Annotated in this window: 15 protein-coding genes; 5 read left to right on the top strand and 10 right to left on the bottom strand. The window is 34.6% G+C overall.

What is annotated here, in order from left to right:
* Window positions 1-5 precede the first annotated feature (5 nt).
* From rpiB to DES36_RS10560, 6 genes are all read right to left on the bottom strand, one after another.
* Window positions 6-458, bottom strand: a complete 453-nt coding sequence (rpiB, locus tag DES36_RS10585; RefSeq protein WP_113921219.1) for a ribose 5-phosphate isomerase B — start codon at window positions 456-458, stop codon at window positions 6-8.
* The gene (gene alsK / locus DES36_RS10580) at window positions 455-1372 is read right to left on the bottom strand and encodes an allose kinase (RefSeq protein WP_170128271.1); all 918 of its coding nucleotides are present in this window, start codon (window positions 1370-1372) and stop codon (window positions 455-457) included. The genes rpiB and alsK overlap by 4 nt, the downstream gene beginning before the upstream one ends.
* 208 nt (window positions 1373-1580) lie before the next feature.
* The gene (alsC, locus tag DES36_RS10575; protein WP_113921173.1) at window positions 1581-2540 is read right to left on the bottom strand and encodes a D-allose ABC transporter permease; all 960 of its coding nucleotides are present in this window, start codon (window positions 2538-2540) and stop codon (window positions 1581-1583) included.
* Between the two features lie 11 nt (window positions 2541-2551).
* A complete protein-coding gene (locus DES36_RS10570; RefSeq protein ID WP_113921172.1) occupies window positions 2552-4072 on the bottom strand; it encodes a sugar ABC transporter ATP-binding protein in 1521 nt (506 codons plus the stop codon).
* Between the two features lie 85 nt (window positions 4073-4157).
* The gene (alsB, locus tag DES36_RS10565) at window positions 4158-5135 is read right to left on the bottom strand and encodes a D-allose transporter substrate-binding protein (protein ID WP_113921171.1); all 978 of its coding nucleotides are present in this window, start codon (window positions 5133-5135) and stop codon (window positions 4158-4160) included.
* A gap of 136 nt (window positions 5136-5271) precedes the next feature.
* Entirely contained in the window at window positions 5272-6264 is a 993-nt protein-coding gene (locus DES36_RS10560) for a LacI family DNA-binding transcriptional regulator (RefSeq protein WP_170128270.1), read from the bottom strand.
* A gap of 199 nt (window positions 6265-6463) precedes the next feature.
* Between DES36_RS10560 and DES36_RS10555 the strand changes: the two genes are divergently transcribed.
* The 3 genes from DES36_RS10555 (at window position 6464) to DES36_RS10545 (ending at window position 10859) form a co-directional block, all read left to right on the top strand.
* The gene (locus DES36_RS10555; RefSeq protein WP_113921169.1) at window positions 6464-7420 is read left to right on the top strand and encodes an ROK family protein; all 957 of its coding nucleotides are present in this window, start codon (window positions 6464-6466) and stop codon (window positions 7418-7420) included.
* 101 nt (window positions 7421-7521) lie between these two features.
* Window positions 7522-9927 (top strand): glycyl radical protein, encoded by a 2406-nt coding sequence (locus tag DES36_RS10550; protein ID WP_113921168.1) that lies wholly within the window; start codon window positions 7522-7524, stop codon window positions 9925-9927.
* Between the two features lie 20 nt (window positions 9928-9947).
* Entirely contained in the window at window positions 9948-10859 is a 912-nt protein-coding gene (locus DES36_RS10545) for a glycyl-radical enzyme activating protein (RefSeq protein WP_113921167.1), read from the top strand.
* Between the two features lie 96 nt (window positions 10860-10955).
* Here DES36_RS10545 and rpe read toward each other — a convergent pair whose 3' ends face one another.
* Window positions 10956-11615, bottom strand: a complete 660-nt coding sequence (gene rpe, locus DES36_RS10540; RefSeq protein ID WP_113921166.1) for a ribulose-phosphate 3-epimerase — start codon at window positions 11613-11615, stop codon at window positions 10956-10958.
* Window positions 11616-11973: 358 nt separating this feature from the next.
* Here rpe and DES36_RS10535 point away from each other — a divergent pair, with 358 nt between their 5' ends.
* The gene (locus tag DES36_RS10535; RefSeq protein ID WP_113921165.1) at window positions 11974-12597 is read left to right on the top strand and encodes a cobalamin B12-binding domain-containing protein; all 624 of its coding nucleotides are present in this window, start codon (window positions 11974-11976) and stop codon (window positions 12595-12597) included.
* Between the two features lie 22 nt (window positions 12598-12619).
* Here the strand turns inward: DES36_RS10535 and DES36_RS10530 are convergent, their stop codons facing one another.
* From DES36_RS10530 to DES36_RS10520, 3 genes are all read right to left on the bottom strand, one after another.
* A complete protein-coding gene (locus tag DES36_RS10530; protein ID WP_113921164.1) occupies window positions 12620-13585 on the bottom strand; it encodes a Gfo/Idh/MocA family protein in 966 nt (321 codons plus the stop codon).
* Between the two features lie 34 nt (window positions 13586-13619).
* Window positions 13620-14162: a prolyl-tRNA synthetase associated domain-containing protein gene (locus DES36_RS10525; protein ID WP_113921163.1), complete on the bottom strand. Its 543-nt coding sequence runs from the start codon at window positions 14160-14162 to the stop codon at window positions 13620-13622.
* Window positions 14163-14296: 134 nt separating this feature from the next.
* Complete coding sequence (locus DES36_RS10520) at window positions 14297-15037, bottom strand: NYN domain-containing protein (protein ID WP_113921162.1); 741 nt, start codon at window positions 15035-15037, stop codon at window positions 14297-14299.
* A 698-nt stretch (window positions 15038-15735) separates the two neighbouring features.
* Here DES36_RS10520 and nifJ point away from each other — a divergent pair.
* Entirely contained in the window at window positions 15736-19257 is a 3522-nt protein-coding gene (nifJ, locus tag DES36_RS10515; RefSeq protein WP_113921161.1) for a pyruvate:ferredoxin (flavodoxin) oxidoreductase, read from the top strand.
* Window positions 19258-19385 lie beyond the last annotated feature (128 nt).

The following is a 19385-nucleotide window of genomic DNA, read 5'->3' as shown; positions in this document are numbered from 1 at the left end:
CTTGCTTAAAGATGAAATGTGTTCTCTTCAATTTGTGTTATTTGCTCTATTCTCTTTTCATGCCTTCCACCTTCAAATTTAGCGTCTAACCATGAGTCTACTATGAGTTTTGCTAAATCAATTCCTACTACTCTTGCTCCCATTGCTAAAATATTCGTATTATTATGCTCTTTAGATAATTTCGCTGAATAACAATCGCTACAAACGACGGCTCGGATTCCATGTACCTTATTTGCTGCTATAGAAATTCCTACTCCAGTTCCACAAATAAGAATGCCCTTATCGCATTCTCCTGATAAAACCGCTTCTGCTACCTTTACAGCATATATAGTATAGTCTGTTCGCTCTGTATCAAAAGGGCCATAATCTTTATACGGAATTCCTCTTTCTTCTAAATGTTTTATAATTTCTTTTTTTAAGTCTACGCCTACGTGATCACTACCTAATGCTATCATTATCTTCTTCCTTCCTTTAAGCATGAAAAACCATATATTCCAGCCCCAATTACTCCGTTCTCTTGATGAGCTCTCGCATAGTGAAATGCTAGATTATCTGCGGGGAAAGGCTTTCGAGTATGACTCAAAATATTTGACTCTAATTTATGGAAAGGAAATCCTTCCATTTGTAAAACTCCTCCCCCTAAAATAACATAATCTGGATCTAGTATACTAATTTCTGTAGCAATTGGAATAGATAAATATTCTACATACTCTACTATTTTAGGATCTTGGGAATGTTTGACAAATATTTTATCTAAACTTGTTTCTGGAAAAAATTCTTCTCTTATAATCTGTAAATACTTTCCTGATGAAAACAATTCCATACAACCTTTATTGCCACAACCGCATGGTATTGTATTATTCATAATGGGGATATGTCCTAGCTCTCCAGCACAACCATTCTTTCCATTATATATTCTGCCCTTAATTACTATTGCATTTCCAAGCCCAGTACCAATGTAAAAACCTAAAACAGTGCTCTCAGGATGAATCTTATTCATGTACATATCATATTGAATAAGTAAGTTCACATCTCGTTCTAAAAATATCGGAAGCTCTAAACTCTCTTGTAGCTCCTCAACTACATTCAGATTGTTCATTCCTGTTAGATTAGGGGTAGATAGGACGATTTTTCTTGTTCTATCTATTGTGGAAGGAAAGCCTAGTGAGACTGCAAGAATATTCTTGTTTTTACCTTTTCTTCTTCTATAATCTTCTATAAAGCATGATAAATTTTCAATAGGTTTGTCATGAAATATCTCTTTGCTTTTAATTATTTCGAATTCTTCAACTACTTTTGATTTATTTACCATCCCTATTCTTACATTGGTTCCACCAATATCTAAGCCGATAATCAGACCATTTTCCTTCATTGTATCCTCCTTATGCCTGATGGTCTTCTCCTTAAAATCATGGAGCATCATATCATATGCCTTGTCTAAATCAGAATCTAGACCGAATAAACCTGTTAATCCTATTACTTAGAGCTCAGCTCCATTATTATGTAATCTCTTAGATGCCTTTTTATTATACGGACCATTAACTTCTATAACGAAATTTAATAAAACTTTCTTTTATTATTTATTTACCCTTTACAGTAGCTCCAAATACTCTTTCAAGAGTAACTGCCCCTATTATTAAAGCACCCATGACGATTTGCTGATAATAGGTAGGAACAGCAAGCATATTTAAACCATTGCTAATAGTACCAATAATGATACCCCCGACAAGTACTTTTAAAACCACACCTTTTCCGCCAAAGAAACTAGTTCCACCAATAATAGCAGAAGCGATAGCAAATGTCTCATATCCTGTAGCTGCTAATGGTTCAGCAGAGCCAAGTCTTGCTGTTAACACAACACCTGCGATACCGGCACATACACCTGAGATAATAAATACGATTAGAGTATGCATATTCACATTGATTCCTGAATACCATGCTGCTTCTTTATTTCCTCCCATGGCATATATATTTCTACCTAATTTCGTTTTATTTGTTATAAATGTAAGAATTAAAGCTACTACAACGGCAATAATTACCGGCTTGGGAATAACCCAGAGCCATCCAGAAACCATGCTAGAGAAAGCTGTATCAAATCCAAATATTGGCCTTGCATCCGAAATAATAAGGGTAAACCCTCTATAAATTGAGTTGGTACCAAGTGTAATAATGAATGGATGCAATTTTGTCACATTGACTAAAGTACCATTAATTGCACCTAGTACTGCGCCAAGCAAGATCCCACCAAGTAAAATTGAAATAATTGGGCTAATTCCTGCAACTAAAAGTTTACCTGTTACCATACCACTTAGAGCCAAAATAGAACCTACAGATAGATCGATTCCTGCAATTAGTATGGCGAAAAATTCTCCACATGCAATTAATATGGTTACAGAACTCTGTAGTAATATTTGAATAAAATTTTCTTTATTAAAGAAACTATCTGGCGATATGATTCCAAATATGGCAACCATGGCTAAAAGAATAATAAATGTACCATAGTTTTCCCACAATTGACTTAAATTCATCTTTTTTGACATCTGCTTTCCTCCTAATCGTTTCCTGTTGCTGCTTTTAAAATAACTTCTTCTGACGCTTCATCAGAAGTAAATATTGTCTTTATTTCGCCATTGCAAAACACTGCAATTCGATCACATACAGAAAGAAGTTCTGGCAATTCAGATGATACCATTACTACAGCTTTTCCATTATCTGCAAGGTTTCTCATAATACGATATATTTCAGATTTGCTTCCAATATCGATACCTTTCGTTGGTTCATCAAAAATGAGCATTTCTGCTTTAGATGCAATCCATTTTCCAATAATTACTTTTTGTTGATTTCCACCAGATAAATCCGTAATATTTTGCTTTACTGATCTACATTTTATATTAAATGTTTCTTTTTGTTCTTCTGCATCCTTGTAATCATCCTTGTTATCTAGTAAACCAGAAACGCCACCCAAACCAGCATTTTTAATATTTTTAATAAAAGTAACATTTTGCTCTATACTAAAATTATGAAAGAATCCTGTTTCTCTTCTATTCTCTGTCAATAATCCGATACCCTGTTTAATTGCTTTGAAGGATCCTTTATTATCGATTTTCTTATTTTTAAGATAGATTTCACCTGCTTCGATAGGAGCTATTCCAAAGATTGCCTCCATGAGTTCTGTTCTTCCAGAACCTACTAAACCTGCAAAACCTAATACTTCGCCTTCATATACTTCAAAAGAAATATCTTTAATTTTTTTATCTTTTCTCGTAATGTTTTTTGCTTCAAATATTTTATTTGACATTAATTCACATCTAGGTCTTTTACTTACATAAGAGTCTTTAACTTCTCTTCCTACCATCATTTTTATTAACTCATCAATTTCTATTTTATGTACATCTCGTACTCCTACATAAGTACCATCTTTCAATACAGATACTCGGTCACCAATTTGCTTTAGTTCATTCATCTTGTGGGATATGTAGACGATTCCTTTTCCTTCTGATTTTAATTTTCTTATAATAATAAATAGTCGATCTACTTCTTCATTTGTTAAAGATGATGTTGGTTCATCCATAATGATTACCTTTGCATTAAAGGCTATTGCTTTTGCGATTTCAACAATTTGTTTTTCCGATATACTCAAATCTTTAACCAATGTTTCAGGATCTTTTTTTAAGCCTAATTGCTCTAGGACTTCTTTAGTTCGCTTTTTCATATAATCGTAATCTACAATATCAATGTTCAATACCTTTTTTGTAGCTAATTTACCTAAGAATATATTTTCATAAATGGTAAGTTCTCCAATTACGCTTAATTCCTGATAAATTATGCTTATGCCATTTGCTAGGGACTCTTTAGGAGTTAGCCTATTAAAAGATTTGCCTTCAATAATTATTTCTCCTTCAGTAGGCTCGTAAACTCCACTAAGTATTTTCATGAGAGTTGATTTACCTGCACCATTTTCACCTAGGAGGATATGCACTTCACCTGCTTCAATAGTAAAACTAATATTATTTAATGCAATAACGCCAGGAAATTTTTTTGTTATATTTTTCATCTCTACTAAAGTATGCATACATCCATCCCTTTCTTGTTCTGTTATTAAAAGGATGGATGCGTATTCACCCTTGCAAATAGCATCTCATCCTTTTGTATCCTTATTATTTTGTGATTAAATTAGAATCAACTGGAGTTTTTTCTGGAATCACTTGAGGGTCAATAGCTGGCTTGTCTTTAAGAGCTTGAACTAATTGTCTTAAGGCTTCTGCACCAACTTCAGCTGAGTCTTGTGCAACGGTTGCAGCGAGATTACCTGCCTTAACTGCATCTACTGCTTCACTTGCTCCATCAGTACCTACTACAATAATTTGGTCTTTTTTGTTTGCATTTACAACAGCTTGTTGCGCACCTAAAGCCATAGTATCATTTGCACAGTAAATACCTACTAAGTCTGGGTATTTGCTAATAAGATTAGCAGCTACATCTAATGCTTTCGTACGATCCCAATCTGCCGGTTGACTTGCTACCACTTCAAATCCTTCAGCACCTTCAAAAGCTTTTGTTGCACCTACTTTACGGTCATTACCTGTTGCATTACCTGCTTTTCCTTCAATGATAGCTACCTTACCGCCATCAGAATTTTGCTCTATTATGTATCCTGCTCCTTTTTCCCCAACAGCTACATTATCCGTAGTTACGAAGAATAAGAGGCTTCCACCTAAGCCCTGTAATTGATCAATATCAACTTGTTCATCAATATTACCAACATAAATGCCTGCTTCATTAGCTTTTACAATTGCAGTATTTAAGTTCGCTGGTGATAATGGTGCAATACCAATAGCTTTGTATTTTTTAGAAATAGCAGTTTCAAATAAATCTAATTGCCCTTGTAAGTCATCTTCTGATTGAGCAGCATAAACATCAACCTTAATACCTAATTTTTCTGCTTCAGCTTCGATACCATCTTTCATTTGTGCCCAAAAATCATTCGATAGGGTTTTTAAGATTATGGCAATTTCAGCTTGCTCCTCAGGCTCAGTAGTTGCTGTCTCTGCGTCTTTACTACATGCTGTAAAGGATATCATCAGCATTAGCGCTAAGACTAGGATGGTTAGTTTTGTACTGGTTTTCTTTTTCATTTTCTTTCCTCCCCTTTTATTTATATATAAATACTTAAAGAGTAAATCCTTAAGTAGTTATATCAATAAATTAAACGATTGTACAAATCCTAAGATTTAGATTTGAAACAGAATACACACTAGCCAATAACGAAATCTATACACTTTCTCTTTTAATCAATTTGACAGGTATGACTATATGCTTATCTGGTACCTCTTGGTCTTTTATTAACTTTAGCATGACATTAACAGCAGCCTCGGATATTTTAGGTATATCTTGATGTATGGTAGAAAAAGGTAAATATGAAAACCTTGAAATTGAGATATTGTCAAAACCAATTACTTTTATATCCTCTGGAATTCTATAACTCAATTCTCTAAGTCCATCAATTACCCCCAGGGCCAACCAATCTGTAGTTGCAAACACACCATCAAATCTTAAATTGCAATTGACTGCTTTTTTAATAGCTTCTTTCCCGGATTCATACCCAACATCTGCTTTAACAATAAGTTGCGGATCTACTTTAATATTTGCCTCTATTAGAGCTTTTTCATAACCTTTTTGACGATGTTCTGGAGGTGTAATAATTCTTTTATCTCGTACTAGTAAAATTCTTTTGCACTGATTATCTAATAACTCTTTTGTAGCTAGATATCCCCCTTGAATACTATCGGATTCTATAAAGACACCCCTGGTTTCAAAATTTAAGGCACGGTCTATGTACACCACGGGAATTGGTGAATCAATTGCTCTTCTATCATTTTTTCCTGAAAGATAAATGACTCCTACTACACCTTTTGTAAGTAAGTGTTGATAATAAATGTCTTCTATGTGAGGGTCTTCTCCTGAATTACAAAGAATAACCGTATATCCTTTTTGAAACAATCTCGTCTCTAATTCTCTAAATATCCTAGCGAAGAATTCATTAGTAATATCAGGAACAATGACTCCTATAGATTTGCTATTCTTTGTCCTCAATCCTTTAGCAAGTAAATTAGGTCTATAATCGTATTTTTTAATAACACGTAATACTTTTTCCTCTGTTTCTTTAGAGAATCGACCATTTTGATTAATTACTCTAGAAACGGTAGCAACAGATACACCTGCTTCCTCTGATATTTTCTTCATAGATATTTTTTCTGTACCCATATGCATTCATCCTTTTGAGTAATCGATTACACAACTTTATTATAGAGCCACCTTATTTTTATGTCAACAGTTATTTTAATTTTTCCATAATTATAATTTTTTAAAAAATATATCTTGAAAACGTTTACTATATTATCTATAATACAATTGAGTAATCGTTTACTCAGGATTTATAATATTTTGTAATAGGAGGTTCTTTATGAATAAATTTAAAATAGGAATTGATATTGGTGGAACAAAAATCGCGTACGGCCTCTTTAACGATAAGAAAGAAATTGTCTATCGTCATAGAGCTTCAACAGATCCAACTACAACAATCGAAAAATTTGTCAGGGATACTGTAAACGATATTGAGTTCATATTAAAAGAGAATCAATTAACAAAGGAGCATCTGCAAGGAATTGGCATGGGTTTTCCATCTTACGTAGATTTTGAACAAGGTCTTGTTGTATTCACTAGCAATATGATCAACCTTAATCACTTCTACGCTAGGGACACTTTTCAAGAGTATTTTCCCAATAGCCAAATTCTTGTGGACAATGATACTAATTTAGCAGCTATTGCAGAGCATAGATATGGAGCCGGAAAAAATCTAAAAAACTTTTTATATACCGCCTTAAGTACTGGAATTGGCAGTGGATTTATTATTAATAACGATATTTTTAGAGGAGATTATGGCGGCGCAGGTGAATCTGGACACATGATTATCAATCCCGAAAAAGGCATTCAGTGTGGATGTGAAAACAATGGATGTTTTATGAGCTTTGCGTCTGGTTCTATGATTGTAAAACACATTGCAAATGAACTTCGCAATGGCAGACAATCTATTATAGCAGAAATGGTTGGTGGGGACTTTGAAAAGATTACAGCAGAACACTTAAATCTTGCCTTTACCCAAGGAGATCCATTAGCAGAACAAATGTTAGACCAGATAGGCTACTATATAGGACTTTATGTGTACAATATGTTTATGAGCTTAAATTTTAACACTTACATATTTGGTGGAGGCATGGTGAATTTCGGAGAACCTCTATTAGAGAGAATACAAAAATCCTTTGATCATTTCAACCATCAAAAAGACCAAATAATTCACCTTAAAAAAGCAGAACTAGGCAATGATTTTGGTATTATCGGAGCAGTGGAGCTGTTAGATTGAACATAATTGGATTTTTATTGGACTTTTATTGTTGTTATATTGACTTACTTGTTTAAGCCCTATATAATTAAAGAAAATATGTTAAATCAGGAGGTTAATTTATGGGTTATTTTGGGGAACCAAGCAAACGTATCAATTATTTAAGAGAATCCATATTAAATACAGAACAAACGGTTTGTGTAGAAAGGGCACAATTAACTACAGAGGCATACGAAGCTCATAAGTCAGAGATGAAAATTCTTCAACGTGCACACGCTCTAGACAATGTTTTGCGCAAGATGACTATTTATATTGAAGAACATGGATTACTTGCTGGAAACCAAGCAAGTTGTGATCGAGCTGCTCCTATTTTTCCAGAGTATGCTATTGACTGGGTTATTGATGAATTGGATTTATGGGAAAAGAGAAATGGAGATCGCTTTACCATAACCGAAGAGAACAAACAAATACTGCGAGATATTGCCCCATTTTGGAAAGGAAATACCCTAAAAGACAAGGGCTTATCCATTATGCCTCCTGAAAGCAAACAATGTTATGATCTTGGAATCATAAAAATCGAAGGGAATATTACAGCCGGCGATGCTCACTTAGCTGTAGATTATGACAAAGTATTAAAAGTAGGCTTAGGAGGAATAAGAAAAGAAGTTGAAGAAGCGAAGAGAAAATTAGAATATAGCAATTACAATGACTTGAAAAAGTTGCCTTTCTATAATTCTGTTCTTATTACCATAGATGCATGTATCGCTTTTGCTAATCGTTACGCTGATTTAGCTACTAAATTGGCATCAGAAGAGACAGATGTTCAACGAAAGAAAGAATTACATACAATAGCGGAAGTTTGTAGTAGAGTACCAGAACACCCAGCTCAATCTTTTTATGAAGCGGTGCAAAGTACCTGGTTTATCCACTTAATCTTACAAATCGAATCAAATGGTCATTCCCTTTCTTATGGTCGTCTCGATCAATTCTTATATCCTTTGTATGAAAAGGATATAAAAAATGGAGTAATGACAGAGGATTTTGCACTAGAACTTATTGAAAACTTATGGATAAAGACATTTTCTATTAATAAAATTAGAAGTATGTCTCACACCAAATTCTCAGCTGGAAGTCCACTGTATCAAAATGTGTGTATAGGTGGTCAGCATGTAGATGGAACTGACGCCGTAAATGATCTATCTTTTATGGTTTTAAAATCAGTAGCTCATTTGAGATTAACTCAACCAAATCTATCTGTACGTTATCACAAGGGAATCTCAGAAGAATTCATGAGAGACTGTATTGAGGTAATCAAGCTTGGATTTGGTATGCCATCCTTTAATAATGATGAGATCATCATTGATTCTTTCATCTCAAAGGGAGTAAAAAAAGAAGATGCCTATAATTATTGTTCTATCGGTTGTATTGAAGTATCCATACCAGGAAAATTTGGATATCGTACTTCTGGAATGAACTTTATGAATTTCCCAAAAATCCTCATGATGGCATTTAATAAAGGTATCGATGTGACTTCTGGAGAAAAAGTATTTGACACAGATATTCACTTTACGGAGATGACCAGCTTCGAACAAGTATGGGATGCTTGGGTAAAAGCAATAAAACACTTCACTCCAATTAGTGTATCATTAGATAATTGCGCAGATTACGCTATAGAATTAGAAGTACCAGACCCATTATGTTCTGCTTTAGTAGATGATTGTATTGGAAGAGGTATTACACTAAAAGAAGGCGGAGCAGTTTACGATTTTATTGGACCTTTGCAAGTAGGAATTGCTAATATTGGAGACTCTCTAGCGGCTATCAAAAAATTAGTGTTTGAAGAAAAGCGTATAACCCCTACACAACTTTGGGATGCACTAATGTCTGATTTCCAAAATAAAGATGGATGGAAAATCAAAGAAATGCTAATTAACGATGCACCTAAATTTGGAAATGATGACGATTATGTAGATGAACTTACATCAAAAGCTTACGAAGTATATATGGATGAAATCGCAAATTATAGAAATACACGTTATGGAAGAGGACCAATAGGCGGTGAGTATTATCCTAGTACATCTTCTATTTCTGCTAATGTACCCCAAGGTGCTATTGTATGTGCAACGCCTGACGGTAGAGGCGCTGGAGAACCTCTCGCGGAGGGATGCTCTCCTACTCATGGGGTGGATGTAAATGGACCAACTGCAGTATTTAAGTCTATTTCAAAACTGCCAACTATTCGAATGACAGGTGGAGTGCTCTTAAATCAAAAACTTAATCCAAAATCACTAGACAACCCAAGAGATGTAGATAAGCTTATTATGATGCTTAGAACTTTCTTTGATGTATTAAAGGGATTCCATGTTCAATATAATGTGGTTGATAGAGAAACTTTGCTAGATGCTCAAAAGAATCCAGAAAAACATAGAGATTTAGTAGTCCGGGTAGCAGGCTATAGCGCCTTCTTCAATATTTTATCTAGAGAAACACAAGATGATATTATTGCTAGGACGGAACATACTCTTTAAATAGTTAGGAGAAGATTAATATGACTGAGGAACTCCAGGGATTAATCTTTAATATACAGAAATTCTCTGTGCACGATGGTCCGGGTATACGCACCACTGTATTTTTTAAAGGCTGCCCTTTAAATTGTAAGTGGTGTGCCAATCCTGAATCAAAAGACCCTAGAAACCGTATCGCCTATAACCACAAGAATTGCAGCAAATGTAAAACTTGTACACAAGTCTGCCCTAATAGTGCTATAGAATATACAAATGATAGAATAGTAATAAATCATGATAAATGTAACTTTTGTCTAAATTGTATAAACAATTGTCCCCCTCATGCACTGTATTTAGAAGGGAAATTTTATACAGTGGATGAACTATTAAAAGAAGTTATGAAGGATGAAGTGTTTTTCACCAAATCAGGTGGAGGCGTTACTTTATCAGGCGGTGAACCTACCTTACAGAAAGCTTTTATTGTAGAGTTTTTAAAAAGATTACAAGAGCTAAAAGTACATACAAATATGGAAACTACTGGTTATATTGACACAGAATCTTTTAACGAAATCATCTCCCACCTGGATTTGATATATTTTGATATCAAACATTACGATTCCACAAGACATAAACTGTATACAGGTGTCTCTAATAAATTGATTTTAAATAATCTTGAGTTTGCTGTGAACGCCGGAAAAAATATTGTCGCACGAATACCTGTTATTCCAAGATTTAATTATTCTGTTGATGATGCCCGTAAGTTTATAGTGCTCTTAAAAAAACACCAGATCAAACAAGTACATCTTCTCCCCTTTCATAATTATGCTTTGGGAAAGTATGAAATGATGGGGCAAGAATACGAGTATAAAGATGATAAGAATCTTCAAAATGCGGATTTAGAAGAAATGCTCTCCGTTTTTTTAGATGCAGGATTTGAAGCGAGAATAGGTGGATAAAAATTTGTATAAGAAAAATCAGCCTTCACACTGAATGTGGAGGCTGATTTTATACTTTCACTCTATGATCTTCTTTGATCTTATAAACGATATCACTTAAACAGACTCTTTCATGATCTCAACTAATTTTTTATAATCTGCATCATCACCCTTAAAAATTGATGAGGTGCCTGCAACGAGTACATTTGCTCCATTTGCTACACAATTTGGTATAGTATTTGCATTGATATTTCCATCTACAGAAATAAGCAAATCCTTATTATACTTTTCTGCCATTTTTTTTACTTCTTGGATTTTCTTCAATTGAGAAGGAATAAATTTTTGCCCTGCAAATCCTGGATCTACAGTCATAACTGTTACCATTTTGATATCTTCAATAATATACTCTAAAACATTAGCATTCGTTGCAGGATTCAAAACTACACCTGCACCCATTCCTAAACTATTGATTTTCTGTATATCCCTATGGAGATGTTTCACTGCCTCAGCATGAATGCTTAAGTATTCTACACCATAACCTGCAATTTCCTCATAGTACCTAGATGGTTCCCATGCAGCTAAGTGAACATCAAATGGAATATTTGTATTTTTCTTCATAGCTTCTAACAAATACAAACCCATGGCAATATTAGGAACAAAAGAACCATCCATCATATCGAAGTGAATGAGGTCTACATTTGCTTCCTCTAATCTTCTTAGTTCTTCACCATACTTCATAGAATTTCCACACATAATTGACGCTGAAACTTTAATCATTTTTATCTTCTCCTCCTTATCATTTACGACTATATGTACTATCTACCAAACCATTAGCAACCTTTGCAATTAAATCATGGTTGGTATACTTACTTCCTTTATAAATATAAATTCGTTAGTAATAGTATAACATAAGCTTACTTAAACAACGAGTATAAGATTATGTTATATAGAACGAAATTTTTCTTTGTTTATAAAACAAAAGTCTGTTTATTATTTTATTCTAGTAATGGAAAATACAATATACTCTACTTAGTAATTAAAGAACATGAAAAAAATGTACCAATTCAGGGAATTCGTCTGCTAGAATTAAAGTAGGCTTTGTTTCATTAAATAAAATCTCAAAGGGGTATTTAACATGACTCATTTAAATGAAATTAGAAATTATATAGAAGAGGGTAAAGTAAAATGGATTAGTGATTCTGTTCAATCTGCTCTTGATGATGGTCATAATCCAGAATCTATTTTAAAGGCTATGATTGAATCTATGAAAATTGTAGGTAAGAGCTTTTCAGAAGGCAAGTTGTTTTTACCTGAAATTCAAAATTCTTCAAGAGCTATGAGAAAAGGTGTTGAACTATTAAGACCTTTTTTATGGAAAAATTCACCTGGAGCCTGCGTAATTGGAAGTGTAGAGGGGGATCTTCATGATGTGGGTAAGAATATGGTACTTATTATGTTAGAAAGTTTAGGTCTTGAAATGATTGATCTTGGTGTAAATGTGCCAAAGGAACAGTTTATAAAAACCATACACGAAAATGAGCATGTAGTCCTAGTAGCAGCTTCTGCTTTCTTACCAAATAATATGCCTGCATTAAAGTCTACAATACAAGAAATAAAGGCAACTTATTCTCATATTCCTATTATGGTGGGCGGTTCTTTTGTCACGGAGGAACTTGCAAAAGAAATTGAGGCAGATGGCTTTGCATGTGATGCTGTAAGTTCAGCTACTGTAGCAAATAAGCTTATTTCAAAGGAATAATCCTAATAAAATATAAGGGCGCCTACGGCGCCTTATCTATCTGCCAAGACTTTTTAATGTCTTCCATTAATCCTATCGTCTCTACGGTCATATCTCTGTTCATAATAGGGCTTTCTATCAGTCCTTTTTCTAAGCATTTTTCAATATGCTCTACTTCATAAAGCAACTCATAATCACATGGGTAGTGTATCTCCTCGGTTTTGCCGTCATTGTAGATTACTTTAGCAGTTCTGGCTTTCCAATAATTTGGAATCTCTATGCGCCCATATTTCCCATAGATTATTGCTAGACCAGGTATTTGAATTTCAGTAGAGATTTTACTTACTACATGGATGTGCTCTAAAAGCTTTAAAGTGATGATGCACTGACTATCTCCCCCATTTGTTCCATCGAGATATAGTCCGTTCTTTGCAGTTACTTGAGACTCAAATAGGTATTTTATGATTTGAATAAAATAGCTTCCGTTAGTATATAATGCGCCTCCGCCTTCTTTTTCAGAAGTAATCCATGTGTTATAACTTATGTCAAAGGAACTAGAAAAATCAATTAATTTAATATCCCCTAACTGCCCACTTTGGATAATTTCTTTAACACGCCTTATTACTGGAAGGAATACGGATTTCTGTGCTTCTATAATAAATAAATTTTTCTCTTTAGCTAAATCAAACAAGGATTCCGCTTCTTCTCTAGTCATGGTAAAGGGCTTTTCACAGATTACATTTTTTCCGTGATGTAATGCTTCTAAGATATATTGGTAGTGTTTGCTATTTATTGTAGCAATATAAACTACATTAATTTCTTCATCATGAAATAGCTCATCATAAGTTCCATATGCTCTAGGTATATTATAGTCTTCAGCCATTTTTTGAGCTTTATCTAAGCTCCTTGAAGCAATTGCTATAATTTTACCCTGTCCACCTTTTTGAACTGCATTCATAAATCTTGGTACTATTGATGCTGTGCTGATAATTCCATACGTAATGTTCAAGACTACTCACCCTCTGTTCATTGTTTTTGTTGCTTTATAATTCAACAATAGCGGCCTCATGACCTGTATGTGGCAAAAATACCTCCATAATATCTGATGTCTTAATCTTTAAGCTTGAGGTATTTACGCAAGGATGACAACCTAAATATTCACTGTCTATAATATCTTTATCAATTACAAGATTAACCTTGTGTTCTTTATCAAACATCAGACCTAAGATACTACATGAACCGGGAGTAATATTTAAATACTCCTCCATATAGGAGCCGTCTGCGAAGGACAATCTTGAACTCTCGATTTGTTTAGATAAATTCTTAGTCAAAAACTTTTTATGTCCTGGCATGACTAATAAGTAGAATTTACTCTTTGAAGAATTGCGCAAAAATAGATTTTTAGCTATGCTTATTCCTAGCAATGATTCTGTATCTCCTAAATCCTCTATAGTCATAGCTGCCTGGTGATCAATTCCGGCAAAAGGAATATTCAATTTGTTAAGCAGATCATATGTCTCTATTTCTTTTTGTAGTCTATTAGAACAATTTGGTTTTATATTAAATAGTGCACTTTCTTTCGTCATAAATATTAGAACTCTAACGGCCTACACTTCTGTAGGTAAGAACTCTACTACACCGCCTTTCCTTAAGTAGAAGATCCATATTGGAATAACTCCCATATTGTTGTAATGCCTATAATTGCATAAATATTTCTATATTACTTACTAGAATTTCTCACATAATAATTGGTCACATGGGGTTTATTTGTTTTTCTAGCTTGAATTTCAAATCCTTTTAAAGATAGGATAAATGGAGTCAGTTTTGAATGACCATAATTCCTTGTATCAAAATCAGGATGGCGTTTGTTTAACCTTTTTCCTACTTCACTTAAATACGCCCAGCCGTCTTCATCAGAGCTTTCAGTTATGATGGTCTTTAAGGATTTAATAAGTTCTTCCTTATCATCGCCATCCTTTGATATTTCTTGTTTCTTATATTTTTCAACAGGAGTGCTTGCTTCTTCACCTGCTAATACCTCTAAATACTTAAACTGTTCACATGCTGCAATAAAAGGCGCAGGAGTCTTCTTCTCTCCCATTCCTACCACATACATGCCCGCCTCTCGAAGTCTAGCAGCTAGTCTAGTAAAATCGCTATCACTAGATACAATGCAGAAGCCATCAACATGATTCGAATATAAAATGTCCATAGCATCGATGATTAATGCGGAATCCGTTGAATTTTTTCCTGTTGTATAACTATACTGCTGAATAGGCGTTATAGAGTATTTGAGCAGTACGCTTTTCCAAGACCCTAATTGCGGTTTGGTCCAATCTCCATAAATACGCTTATAGGTAGGCGTACCGTGATTTGAAATTTCATCAAATATGGATTTGATGTATTTGTCAGAAACATTATCTGCGTCAATTAACACAGCAATCATCTTATCGTTTTCCAAAGAAATCCTCCTCTTTATGTAGGTTCATTATGTTATTTTGTTATCCTATGCGATCTTAGTGATTATCTAATCATTACCGTTACTATATATTATATCAAATAATACATCAAAAAGAACCATCCCACGAAAGTTCTCAAAGACAATAAAAAAGTGCCTTTGGCACTTTAGCCATCAGCGGCCAGTCTTCAGCCATCAGTGCTAGGGTCAACCCTTACAGGTCAAAGATTCAATTACATATAAAGAGGTCTTAAATAATATCTAAGTCCAAAAGTAGATCTTTCCTAATATACAAGAAAGTGCCTGTGGCACTTTAGCTATCAGCCACCAGTGTTTAGAGCTAGGCTCTGTGGGTCAAAAATTCTTCACTGGTGCTCAGCATGACAGGAGTAGGGGCTTAGCCAAAAGTGAAACTTTTCTATGTAATAGGAAAGCCCTACTTTTGACATTGACTCCTACCCAATCATTCTATGTAAGTGAAGGATATTGGCCCAAAAGGAATACCCTAAATGCTAGTGACTAAAGGCTAGCGACTAATGCGCCGCAGGCGCTTTCTTATGGCATAAAACGAATTGAAAGACGATGACATTTTTTATAGTCTATCATACTCTGTTCTTAATAATTTTACATATTTATATCTTATTAGGCAAAGATATTTTAAAAAGATTACTCATAAAAATATTTTTGCAGGAGGAACACCAATGAAAACTCAAACTATGGACGGCAATCAAGCTGCCGCATATGCATCTTATGCTCTCACAGAAGTTGCATCGATTTTCCCAATAACTCCTTCAACACCTATGGCTGAAGGGGTGGATGAATGGTCTGCTCACGGCAAGAAAAACATCTTTGATCAAGAAGTTAAAGTCATCGAAATGCAGTCAGAGACTGGTGCAGTTGCTACTATGAGAGGTTCTCTACAATCTGGAGCACTAGCTTCCACTTATACTGCTTCTCAAGGCCTCCTTTTAATGATCCCTAATTTATATAAAATGGCTGGCGAACTTTTACCTGGTGTATTACACGTATCAGCTAGAACGATTGCCACTCATGCTCTTTCCATTTATGGAGATCATCAAGACGTCATGGCGTGTAGACAGACAGGTGTGGGGATGCTTGCTTCTTCAAATGTACAAGAAGCAATGGATTTAGGAGTAATCGCACACTTAGCAGCAATCGAATCACGAATACCTTTTTTACACTTCTTTGATGGATTTAGAACTTCTCATGAAGTTCAAAAAATAGGTGTTATCGATTACGATGAAATAAAAAAATTAGTTCATTCTAAAGCAATACAAGAGTTTAGAAAAAGAGCATTAAATCCAGAACATCCTGTAGTTAGGGGAACTACACAAAATCCAGACATTTACTTCCAACAAAGAGAGAGTTCAAACCCATTTTATGATAAACTTCCTAATATTGTTCAAAGCTATATGGATAAATTATCTAAAGTCACTAATCGAAAATATAATCTATTTGATTATTATGGTGCAGAAGATGCTCAAAGTATTATTATAGCAATGGGATCTGGATCAGACACGATAGAGGAGACAGTAGATTATTTAAGCAACAAAGGCGAAAAAGTTGGCGCTATAAAAATACATCTTTATCGACCTTTTTCTGAAGAACATTTTCTTAAGGCTATTCCAAATTCAGTCAAAAAAATTGCTGTATTAGATCGAACAAAAGAGCCTGGTTCTATTGGTGAACCCTTGTATTTAGATGTAGTAAAGGCTTTTAAAAACGATAGTAGAAATCCTATTATTGTTGGAGGAAGATATGGTCTTTCCTCAAAAGATACTAGACCATCACAAATTGTGGCAGTATTTAAAAATTTAAAAGAGCAAGAAGCAAAAGATCGATTTACCATAGGAATCGTAGACGATGTAACACATACTTCACTTCCAGAAGAAGACATAATTGAAACAACTCCTGAAGGCACAATAAACTGCAAAATTTGGGGATTAGGGTCTGATGGTACTGTAGGAGCGAATAAATCAGCAATAAAAATCATTGGAGATAATACAGATCTTCATGTGCAGGGATACTTCTCTTATGACAGTAAAAAGTCTGGTGGAACCACAGTATCTCACTTGCGATTTGGACCAAAACCTTTGCGTTCTCCTTATTTAGTGTATAATGCAAATTATATTGCTTGTCACAACAAATCCTTTATATATCAATACGACTTATTAAAAGGTCTTAAAAAGGGTGGCACTTTTGTATTAAATTGCCCATGGGGTCCTCATGAATTAGAAGAAAAAATCCCAGCTAGTATAAGACAGTATATAGGGGAAAATAATATTAATTTCTATATTATTAATGCCTTAAACATCGCTTCTGAGGTAGGTTTAGGTAATCGAATTAATATGGTTATGCAATCTGTTTTCTTTAAGCTTGCAAATATTATTCCATATGAAAAAGCCGTAGAATATTTAAAAAACTCTATCGAGAAAATGTATGGAAAAAAAGGTCAAGAAATTGTTGAAATAAATAAAAAAGCAGTAGACAAGGCAGTAAACGCTCTTATTAAAGTAGATGTACCAGAATCGTGGAAAAACGCAACAGATGAAGATTTTCCTATTAAGAAAGAACCTGATTTTATTAAAAATATCCAAAGACCAATGGCTAGACATGAAGGAGACGAGCTTCCTGTTAGCGCATTTAAAGGCATGGAAGACGGGACTTATCCTTTAGGTACTACTGCATATGAAAAACGAGGCATTGCACCAATGCTTCCAGAATGGCAAATCGATCGGTGCATACAATGTGGTAGATGCTCATATATTTGCCCTCATGCAACTATTAGGCCTATTATCTTAGATGATGGAGAAGAAAAACGTAAACCTGATACCTTTAAAACTACAACTGCTAAAGGTAAAGGACTAGAAGATTACCAATGGCGTATTCAGGTTGCACCTTTAGATTGTACTGGTTGCGGAAATTGCGCTGATGTATGCCCTGCACCAGGAAAAGCACTTATTATGAAATCTGCAGAACAAGAAATAGAAAAAGAATCTGAAAATTGGGAATTTGCAACGACGGTTACTTCTAAAGAGGAGCTCGTAAACATTTATACTGTCAGAGGTAGCCAATTTGTAAAACCTTATCTAGAATTTAACGGTGCTTGCCCAGGATGTGGTGAGACTCCTTATATCAAACTTTTGACTCAGTTCTATGGAGACCGCATGGTTATATCCAATGCTACAGGTTGTTCCTCTATCTGGGGAGCTTCTGCACCTTCTATTGCCTATTCTACGAATGCAGAAGGAAAAGGCCCTGCCTGGATTAATCCACTGTTTGAAGACGCTGCAGAGTTTGGGCTTGGTTTATATCTAGGTGAAAAGCAAATTAGGGAAAAATTATCTACTTTAATGCAACAAGCTTTAGACACTACAATTGATGAAGCTACGAAGAAAGCATTCCAAAATTGGATAGACAATTACCATGATGGCGAAGGATCTAAAAAAGCTACAGACGAAGTTTTTGAAGCCTTGTACCATTATGATTATAAAGATAATCAACTAATTAAAGATGTATTGGATTTATCAGACCATCTCATCAAAAAATCTTACTGGGCTATCGGTGGAGATGGATGGGCATATGACATCGACTATGGTGGATTAGATCACGTTTTATCTACAGGAGACAATGTAAATATATTTGTCATGGATACAGAAGTTTATTCAAATACAGGTGGTCAGTGCTCAAAAGCTACTCCTACTGCTAGCGTAGCAAAATTTGCTGCTGCAGGAAAGAAAATCAGAAAAAAAGACTTAGGTCTTATGGCTATGTCTTATGGCTATGTATATGTAGGCCAGATTGCAATAGGTGCAGATATGAATCAAACCATCAAAGCCATAAAAGAAGCTGAAAGTTATAATGGGCCATCTTTAATCATTGCTTACTCGCCATGTATCAATCATGGAATAAAAACAGGTATGGGAACAAGCATAAGAGAAGAACAAAAGGCTGTCGAAGCAGGTTACTGGCACCTTTACCGATATAATCCTGAACTAAAGAATGAAGGTAAAAATCCTTTTATTTTAGATTCAAAAGAACCAACAGATGACTATAAAGAATTCCTACATGGAGAAGTTCGATATTCACAATTGATGAACGTGTTCCCTGAAATTGCAGGTGAAATGTTTGACTTATCAGATGCTCATGCTAAGGAAAGATACAGAAGACTAAAGGCTTTTGCTGATCATGATGTATTATAAGAAAGTGCCGATCGGACTTTAGCTATAGCAATCAGTGGCCAGCCACCAGTTTCTAGGGTCAAGCCTCATGGGTCAAACATTCATAAAAATAACTTAAATAGTTATTAAGTCAGGAGTATAACCCTTCC

Source organism: Alkalibaculum bacchi, from assembly GCF_003317055.1.
Lineage (GTDB): Bacteria > Bacillota > Clostridia > Eubacteriales > Alkalibacteraceae > Alkalibaculum > Alkalibaculum bacchi.
The sequence above is the reverse complement of the archived record's forward strand: the minus strand, read 5'-3'. Positions and strand labels throughout refer to the sequence as shown.

What these genes read in the sequence shown, in the direction of transcription:
- DES36_RS10550 (WP_113921168.1), top strand. Translation starts at nt 7,522, where the DNA reads ATGGGTTATTTTGGGGAACCAAGCAAACGTATCAATTATTTAAGAGAA.
- DES36_RS10545 (WP_113921167.1), top strand. Translation starts at nt 9,948, where the DNA reads ATGACTGAGGAACTCCAGGGATTAATCTTTAATATACAGAAATTCTCT.
- nifJ (WP_113921161.1), top strand. Translation starts at nt 15,736, where the DNA reads ATGAAAACTCAAACTATGGACGGCAATCAAGCTGCCGCATATGCATCT.
- DES36_RS10525 (WP_113921163.1), bottom strand. Translation starts at nt 14,162, where the DNA reads ATGACGAAAGAAAGTGCACTATTTAATATAAAACCAAATTGTTCTAAT.
- DES36_RS10535 (WP_113921165.1), top strand. Translation starts at nt 11,974, where the DNA reads ATGACTCATTTAAATGAAATTAGAAATTATATAGAAGAGGGTAAAGTA.
- alsB (WP_113921171.1), bottom strand. Translation starts at nt 5,135, where the DNA reads ATGAAAAAGAAAACCAGTACAAAACTAACCATCCTAGTCTTAGCGCTA.
- DES36_RS10570 (WP_113921172.1), bottom strand. Translation starts at nt 4,072, where the DNA reads ATGCATACTTTAGTAGAGATGAAAAATATAACAAAAAAATTTCCTGGC.
- rpe (WP_113921166.1), bottom strand. Translation starts at nt 11,615, where the DNA reads ATGATTAAAGTTTCAGCGTCAATTATGTGTGGAAATTCTATGAAGTAT.
- alsK (WP_170128271.1), bottom strand. Translation starts at nt 1,372, where the DNA reads ATGAAGGAAAATGGTCTGATTATCGGCTTAGATATTGGTGGAACCAAT.
- DES36_RS10560 (WP_170128270.1), bottom strand. Translation starts at nt 6,264, where the DNA reads ATGGGTACAGAAAAAATATCTATGAAGAAAATATCAGAGGAAGCAGGT.
- DES36_RS10555 (WP_113921169.1), top strand. Translation starts at nt 6,464, where the DNA reads ATGAATAAATTTAAAATAGGAATTGATATTGGTGGAACAAAAATCGCG.
- alsC (WP_113921173.1), bottom strand. Translation starts at nt 2,540, where the DNA reads ATGTCAAAAAAGATGAATTTAAGTCAATTGTGGGAAAACTATGGTACA.